Here is a 7,511-nt window from a genome sequence, read left to right on the forward strand (position 1 = left end):
CACTTGACGCACAAAACGAATGGTCGCTTTCGCTGTCAGCGCCAGTTCATCATGGATGACAGCGACGGCAAGCGAGTTGGCCTGAGCGAACAAATGATGGCCGCGGGCGATGCGGGTGCGCCGAAAGACGTGCTCCTCTTTCACATCGAAAATCGAAATGGCGCTCGCATCCGGCTCGATGTCAATAATGTCGCCGATTACTTCTTCAAGCGGCAACGCCCGCACTTTATCAGCGAACGACTGGCGGGCGACATTCTTGATGCGCTCACGCAGTTCGGGAATCGACAGCTCAAGCCGATCAAGGCGGATCGTCTGCACGCTGACCGAAAATTTTTCGGCGAGCTCTTCATCGGTGATAAACGGGTTTTCCCGGATCGTCTCCTGCAACAACCGTTGCCGTTCGCGTTTGCTTTTTCTCATCGATTCGTGACACCGTCCGATTTTATGACTAGGTACTAAAAGTAATATATAATATCAAAAAACGAAATGCAAGCACAAAAAATGAACAGCGCCACAGGCTGTCGGCCGCTGTGGATCCGACGCCCCCTCGCCAAACGGCTTTCTGCTTCATCCTCGAGGCCCACAAACGAAATAGTGGGACAGGCATCTCCTGCCTCCTCCGTCCGAGCAATGAAAATATAGGCTTCCACTGGCAAAAAAATCAATTACCATAAAAAACAGCGGGGCGCGAATGCGCCGGCCGCCTCCTCCCTGTCTATTAATCTAGCTTTTCCCCGTCGAGTAGGCCGGACGCTTCCAGCTCGGCGCGCAGCCCGGCGTACGCCTCATCGCGCCAAAACGCGGCCGAGGAAACGAGCTTGGCGGCATCGCGGCGGGCGACTTCCAAAATGCGGTAATCATGCACTGGATCGCCGTAGCGGAATTCCGGGAGCCCGCTTTGTTTTGTACCGAAAAAATCGCCCGGACCGCGCAGCTCCAAATCTTTTTCGGCCAACACAAACCCATCGGCCGTTTCCGTCATGATGCGCATTCGTTCTTTGCCGACTTCCGATTTCGGGTCGGCGATCAAAATGCAGTACGACTGGGCGTCGCCGCGCCCGACCCGCCCGCGCAGCTGATGGAGCTGGGCGAGGCCAAACCGTTCGGCGTCGTAAATGACCATCACCGTCGCATTCGGTACATTCACGCCGACTTCAACGACCGTCGTCGAGACGAGCACATGGATGCGGTTTTCGCTGAACGCCCGCATGACGCGTTCTTTTTCGTCGGCCGACAGCCGGCCGTGCATCAAGCCGATCTCATATTTCCCGCGATAATAATGGACAAGCTGGCTATGGACATCGATGGCGTTTTGCACATCCAATTTGTCCGACTCCTCAATGAGCGGACAGATGACATACGCCTGATGACCACGGCGCAATTCCTTTTCGATAAAATCGAGCACGCGGGAGAACTGATGATGCTTCACCCAATACGTCTCGACTTTTTTTCGTCCGGCCGGCATTTCATCGAGCACCGATACGTCCATGTCGCCGAACGCTGTAATGGCGAGTGTGCGCGGAATCGGCGTCGCCGTCATCATCAATACATCCGGTGCATGCCCTTTCTCACGCAAAACGCGGCGCTGTTCGACGCCAAACCGGTGCTGCTCGTCCGTAATCACGAGGCCGAGCCTGTGAAACTGCACTCCTTCTTGAATCAAGGCGTGCGTGCCTACGACGATATCAATTGTTCCTTCTTCCAGTTCGGCAAGCACCGCTTTGCGCTGCTTTCCCTTCACTGAGCTTGTCAAGAGCGCAATCGTCACATCCGTATCGGCAAACAGCTCGGCGAGCGAGCGGGCGTGCTGTTCAGCCAGAATTTCCGTCGGCACCATCAGCGCTCCTTGAAATCCGGACAAAGCGGCGGCGTAAAGAGCGACAGCGGCAACGACCGTCTTGCCAGAACCGACGTCGCCTTGCAAAAGCCGGTTCATTTGCCGCGGCGAGCGCATGTCCGCCAAAATTTCGCCGATGACGCGGCGCTGGGCGTTCGTCAAGACAAACGGCAATCCGGAAAGAAAGGACGAAAGCCGCTCTTCAGAAAACGAATGAACGACGCCGCGCCGCTCATCGCGCATCAATCGACGGAGCGCCTGCATTTTCAGCTGGTACAACAAAAACTCCTCATAGATGAGCCGGCGCCGCGCCTGATGCAACTCTTCGCGCGTGCGCGGAAAATGAAGGGCGCGGAGCGCTTCTTGTTTGTCGACAAGGCGATAAGCACGGCGCAAAGCGGGCGGCAGCGGGTCGGGGATGTGCTCGCCAAACTGTTCGAACGCCGCTTTCATCAACCGGCGCATCGTTTTCACCGTCAGCGGGCTGCGAACGGAGTAAACCGGCTCGATGCCGGTGGTCTCCGGAGCCGGTCCGAACCGAAGTTCGTAGGCGTTGATCGTTTGCCGATGCCGGTCCCATTTGCCGATCACCGTCACCGTCTCGTTCAGGGCGATTTTTTCCTTCAAATAGGGACGGTTGAAACAAACAACGGTGATCAAGTAGCGATCGGCCAGCATGCGGAAGGAAAGGCGCGATTTTTTCTTTCCGTAATACGTCAACAGCGGGGCGCTGTATACTTTTCCTTCCACTGTCACTTTTTCTTCATGGCGGACGACGGCCAAATCTTTTTGTTCGTAATCATCATAGCGGTACGGGGCGTACGCAAGCAGCTCACCGACCGTCGCGATGCCGATGTCGGCAAGCGCGGCCGCCGTCTCTTCACCGATGCCTTTGACCGCCGTCACCGGCTGCTGCATCGCTTCGTTCACTTCGATGCCGCAGAAGCGCCGAAAATGCGAGCCGCAATGGCGCGGCCAGTCGGCGTCGCGGCCACCCCCCCTTGCGCCGTTTCTTTGAGCGCCACCGGCATGGCTGCACCGATGCGATACATCGCTTCAATCACTTCATCGCACGGGATGCGGCTTTTAATGCCGGCTAGCGCCATATCCGCAGCGATCATGGCGTTCGCCGCCCCCATCGCGTTCCGCTTGACGCACGGCACTTCGACCAGGCCAGCAACCGGGTCGCATACTAATCCCAACATATTTTTTAGGGCGATGGCCATCGCTTCGGCCGCTTGGCTCGGCGTCCCACCGGCCAGCTCCACCAACGCCGCGGCCGCCATGCCGGCCGCCGACCCAACTTCGGCTTGACAGCCGCCGGCGGCGCCGGAAATCGAGGCGTTGTTCGCGACGACGTAGCCAAACGCCCCGGCTGTAAACAAAAACTCGATCATTTCCATCCTTGTCGGCCGCAGCTTCTCTTTCACGGCAAACAACGTCCCTGGAACGACGCCGGCCGCCCCTGCCGTCGGGGTGGCGCAAATAACGCCCATCGCCGCGTTCACTTCGTTCGTCGCCATGGCTTTGCTGACGGCGTCCAAAATCGTCTCCCCAGACAAAAAACGGCCGCCCTCAATATAACACTGCATCCGCACCGCATCGCCGCCCGTCAGCCCGGAGCGGGACACAACCCCTTCGAGTCCCCTCTCGACGGCGCGCTCCATGACCGACAAATGGTGATCCATTTGCGCGATCACCTCTTCTCGACTTCTTCCGCTTACCTCCACTTCTTGGCGAATCATCACTTCAGCGATTTTGATGTTGTCCTTTTCGGCCAACGCCACAAGTTCAGCCACATTGCGAAACATATCATTTCCCACCTATCCTCTCTCTATCATGGTGCATCTGAAACCGATTTCTTTTTAATCCACAAGCTTCGCCACTTGAATGATGTTCGGCAGCTGCTCTAATTCTTGAATCAGATCATCGGTCAACGGCTGGTCGACTTCGATCGCCATGAGCGCCTCTTTCCCTTTCTCCTTGCGCGACACTTCCATGTGGCCGATGTTGATCTTCCACTTCGCCAACACGGAAGCCACCGCTCCAATCGTCCCGTACCGGTCGTTATGCATAATGAGCAGCGCTGGATGATGGCCGGACAGCTTCAAGGCAAACCCATTCAATTCGACGATTTCGATTTTGCCGCCGCCGATCGAAATGCCGACGAGCTCAAGCTCGCCTTCATCATCGCCAATCCGCAGGCGCGCCGTATTCGGATGATGCGGAATCGCCTCCTCGGCGGAAAACGACACATCTACACCTTCCGCTCGGGCGATCTCAAGCGCATTCGGAAGACGTTCATCGAACGTGTCAAACCCAAGCAGCCCGGCGACAATGGCAACGTCGGTGCCATGCCCCCGATACGTTTCGGCAAATGAGCCGTAAAACGAAATGCGCGCCCACGTCGGCTTTCGGCCAAACAACTTGCGCGCAACCAAACCGATGCGCACCGCCCCGGCCGTATGTGAACTTGACGGCCCGACCATCACCGGGCCAATGATATCAAAGACGCTTTTGTATTTCATCTCCGCTATTCCTCCACAAAACAGAAAAATAAGAAAAATAGAAGGGAATGCTCCCTTCTATTATTCTAACATATTATTCGACGGAAATGATAAATGGATACAGCGGCTGCTTTCCGTTATGCACTTCCACTTCGACCCCGTCATGTTTCGTTTCCAAATAGGCAACGACTGTTTCCACATCGATCTCCGTTGCGTCTTCGCCGTACAAAATGGTCACGATTTCGCTTTCTTCATCAATGAGCGCATCAAGCAGCCGCTTCGTTACGGTGAGTTTGTCTTTGTCAGCGGCAATAATGCGGTCATCCCATAACCCCATGTAATCGCCCTTTTGAATCTCGATGCCGTCAATCGTCGTATCGCGCACGGAAAATGTCACTTGCCCCGTTTTCACTCGCGACAGCGCCGCCGTCATCGCCCGCTCATTTTGCTCGGCCGATTGCGCCGGATTGAACGCCAAGAGCGCCGCCAGACCTTGCGGAACCGTTTTCGACGGGATGACGACAACCCGCTGTTCGGAAAGCTCCGCCGCTTGTTTTGCCGCCATTACAATGTTTTTGTTGTTTGGCAGCACAAACACCGTTTCCGCGTTGGCGAGGCGGATGGCGTCAGCGATTTCTTCCGTGCTCGGGTTCATCGTTTGCCCACCTTCAATGATGGCGTGGGCACCGATGCTCCGAAACAGTTCAGCCACGCCAGCGCCCATGGCGACGGCGACGATGCCGTACGGCTTTGCTTCCTCTTTGGCAACACCAGTCAGCGTTTTGGCCTCCTTGCCGACGATGTTGGCATGTTGTTCGCGCATGTTTTCAATTTTAATATTGATCAAGCTGCCGTAGCGTTGACCGTATGTCAGCACCTCACCCGGCGTTTCCGAATGGATGTGCACCTTAACAAGCTCGTCATCCGCGACAACAAGCAACGAGTCGCCGAACTGGCTTAACTCGCGGCGGAACGTTTCTTCGGAAAACGGGTGCTCGGCCAGCTTTTCCGGCTCAAAACGGACCATGAACTCCGTGCAGTAGCCAAACTCGATCTCATCGGTATGAATATGACTTTGCGCGCTTTGATGGTGCACCATTTTCACTAAATCGTCCATCCGCGCCTCAGCGCGTGCGGCGCTCACGATTTCTCCTTTCAGAGCAGCAAGAAACCCTTCATAGATGTATACGAGCCCTTGACCGCCGCTGTCGACGACACCGACTTCCTTTAAGATCGGGAGCAATTCGGGTGTGCGCTTAAGCGCCGCTTTCGCCTCGGCGAGCGCCGCTTCCATCACGGCGATCACGTCGCGTTCTTTTTTTGCCGCCTCCACCGCCTTGCGCGCCGCTTCTTTGGCAACGGTGAGGATCGTCCCCTCAACCGGCTTCATCACCGCCTTATAGGCTGTGTCCACCCCCGCCTGCAAAGCGGCGGCGAATTCGAAGCTGTTCACCGCTTGTTTGCCTTCGACTGCCTTGGCAAATCCGCGGAACAGCTGCGACAAAATGACGCCGGAATTGCCGCGCGCCCCCATCAACAGCCCTTTCGCCAGCGCCGCGGCGACGTTGCCGATATGGTCGGAGGCATTCGCCTTCACTTCTTTCGCCCCGGACGTCATCGACAAGTTCATGTTTGTTCCTGTATCGCCATCTGGAACCGGAAAGACGTTCAGCGCATCGACCGTCTTGGCGTTGTTCGCCAAATGTGCGGCCCCTTGCTGCACCATATCGGCAAATCGTCTTCCGTCAAGCGTCCTCATTGTCACCGGCTAACTCCTCCTTACTACGGGTTTGACACCCGAACCCCTTGAACGTAAATATTGATCGACTGAACCGCCAGCCCGAGCGTCTGATCGAGCGTGTACTTCACTTTCGACTGCACGTTATGGGCAACTTCGGAAATTTTCGTTCCGTAGCTGACGATGATGTACATATCGATATGTATCTCGCCGTTTTCTTCGCGGACAATAACCCCTTTGGAAAAATTCTCCCGGCGCAAAATTTCCGACAGCCCATCGCGAATTTGGTTTTTCGACGCCATTCCGACAATGCCGTAACAATCGACGGCTGCTCCCCCCGCGATCATCGCAATGACTTCATTGGCGACTTCGATGCGCCCGTATTTCGTTTGCCATTCAATCGACATGCTCGTTCCCCCTTTGCGTATCTCGCACAGCTACCCCTATTGTACTATAACGCTTTCTGTTTTCAAAGCGCTTCCCGTCCGCCCACTAGTATTATTTAGCCGAAAACTGAAATAGATGTCAAGGACAGTTTCTTGAAAGAAAACCGCACGTCTATTGCAATCCCTACGGTTGTATGGTAAATTATAATAGTGTTTTTAGAGGGATGTGAAAGCAAGGAGGGAAAAACGATGGCGAAGTGCTTCATTACCGGCAAGAAGAAATCGTTCGGCAACTCGCGTTCGCATGCCATGAACGCCAGCCGCCGCACATGGAAAGCCAACTTGCAAAAAGTGCGCATTTTAGTTGACGGCAAACCGAAACGCGTCTGGGTTTCGGCGCGCGCGCTGAAATCTGGAAAAGTGAAACGCGTCTAACGGCCTAACGAAAAGAAGCCGCCCCAAAAGGTTGCAACCCTCCTTTTGTTCGGCGGCAACAAAAAAGCACCAAAAATGGTGCTTTTTTCTTATCCTTTTTTAAATGCGTTCAACACCGCCCGCACGATTCCGCCTAAAAATCTCGGCAGCTTGATCGTATAAAACTTCATCCCGATTCCCTCCTCACACCGATCATCACGAGCTTCCCGCCATTTCCTTATCCATTATATTCCGTCATAAGCCAAGCGCGACTACGGGCAGCCGGCAAAATCGCTGCTCCTTATCATCATTAATATGCCTTCTGAAAACGAAAAAGTACCGGAAGATTGGATAAGTTCATTACTAATACATAATGTCGAACCGCGGGAAATATGACAGTTTGTTAACGGATATTTAAATCCCATCAGCGTAAGTTCTGCCACCGTTTCGGAAATCGGGATGTATGACACATAACGGTATCGATCGTCGCGCGCGACCGTATGCACGCCGGGCAGATGGACGGTGAGCACGTTTTGCCGGTCGATGAGTTCAATGGGCCGCCCGGCGTACTTTAACAGCAGCTCAACGTTGCCAAACAAATGGTCAAGCCGCCCGCCGGTCGCCCCAAA

9 protein-coding genes are annotated in these 7,511 nt (G+C 55.1%); 1 reads left to right on the plus strand and 8 read right to left on the minus strand.

Annotated elements, in window-relative coordinates; translation table 11 throughout:
* The 6 genes from fapR to I656_RS04040 all read right to left on the minus strand — a co-directional run.
* A partial coding sequence (fapR, locus tag I656_RS04065) for a transcription factor FapR (RefSeq protein WP_020756025.1) occupies window positions 1–420 on the minus strand: 420 nt, incomplete at its 3' end.
* Window positions 421–718: 298 nt separating this feature from the next.
* A complete protein-coding gene (gene recG / locus I656_RS04060) occupies window positions 719–2,767 on the minus strand; it encodes an ATP-dependent DNA helicase RecG (RefSeq protein WP_015374396.1) in 2,049 nt (682 codons plus the stop codon).
* Window positions 2,764–3,648 carry an L-serine ammonia-lyase, iron-sulfur-dependent, subunit alpha gene (gene sdaAA / locus I656_RS04055; protein ID WP_033006239.1) on the minus strand — a complete coding sequence of 295 codons (885 nt, stop codon included), beginning with the start codon at window positions 3,646–3,648 and terminating at the stop codon, window positions 2,764–2,766. The genes recG and sdaAA overlap by 4 nt, the downstream gene beginning before the upstream one ends.
* 54 nt (window positions 3,649–3,702) lie before the next feature.
* Complete coding sequence (gene sdaAB / locus I656_RS04050) at window positions 3,703–4,365, minus strand: L-serine ammonia-lyase, iron-sulfur-dependent subunit beta (RefSeq protein ID WP_020756028.1); 663 nt, start codon at window positions 4,363–4,365, stop codon at window positions 3,703–3,705.
* 73 nt (window positions 4,366–4,438) lie between these two features.
* Window positions 4,439–6,109, minus strand: a complete 1,671-nt coding sequence (locus I656_RS04045; RefSeq protein ID WP_015374393.1) for a DAK2 domain-containing protein — start codon at window positions 6,107–6,109, stop codon at window positions 4,439–4,441.
* 17 nt (window positions 6,110–6,126) lie between these two features.
* A complete protein-coding gene (locus I656_RS04040; protein WP_015374392.1) occupies window positions 6,127–6,489 on the minus strand; it encodes an Asp23/Gls24 family envelope stress response protein in 363 nt (120 codons plus the stop codon).
* Window positions 6,490–6,717: 228 nt separating this feature from the next.
* On the opposite strand from I656_RS04040, the gene rpmB reads away from it, so the two are divergent.
* Window positions 6,718–6,903 (plus strand): 50S ribosomal protein L28, encoded by a 186-nt coding sequence (gene rpmB, locus I656_RS04035; protein ID WP_011230681.1) that lies wholly within the window; start codon window positions 6,718–6,720, stop codon window positions 6,901–6,903.
* Between the two features lie 89 nt (window positions 6,904–6,992).
* Here rpmB and spoVM read toward each other — a convergent pair whose 3' ends face one another.
* On the minus strand, window positions 6,993–7,073 hold the full coding sequence (spoVM, locus tag I656_RS0116280) for a stage V sporulation protein SpoVM (protein WP_011230680.1): 81 nt from the start codon (window positions 7,071–7,073) through the stop codon (window positions 6,993–6,995).
* An 81-nt stretch (window positions 7,074–7,154) separates the two neighbouring features.
* On the minus strand, window positions 7,155–7,511 hold a 357-nt coding region (locus tag I656_RS04030; protein ID WP_020756029.1), incomplete at its 5' end, for a thiamine diphosphokinase.

It is taken from the genome of Geobacillus sp. WSUCF1 (assembly GCF_000422025.1).
Taxonomy (GTDB): Bacteria; Bacillota; Bacilli; order Bacillales; family Anoxybacillaceae; genus Geobacillus; species Geobacillus zalihae.

Bases quoted from the DNA above. Each gene is read 5' to 3' on its own strand.
- sdaAA (WP_033006239.1), bottom strand. From the start codon at position 3,648: ATGTTTCGCAATGTGGCTGAACTTGTGGCGTTGGCCGAAAAGGACAAC.
- sdaAB (WP_020756028.1), bottom strand. From the start codon at position 4,365: ATGAAATACAAAAGCGTCTTTGATATCATTGGCCCGGTGATGGTCGGG.
- I656_RS04040 (WP_015374392.1), bottom strand. From the start codon at position 6,489: ATGTCGATTGAATGGCAAACGAAATACGGGCGCATCGAAGTCGCCAAT.
- rpmB (WP_011230681.1), top strand. From the start codon at position 6,718: ATGGCGAAGTGCTTCATTACCGGCAAGAAGAAATCGTTCGGCAACTCG.
- spoVM (WP_011230680.1), bottom strand. From the start codon at position 7,073: ATGAAGTTTTATACGATCAAGCTGCCGAGATTTTTAGGCGGAATCGTG.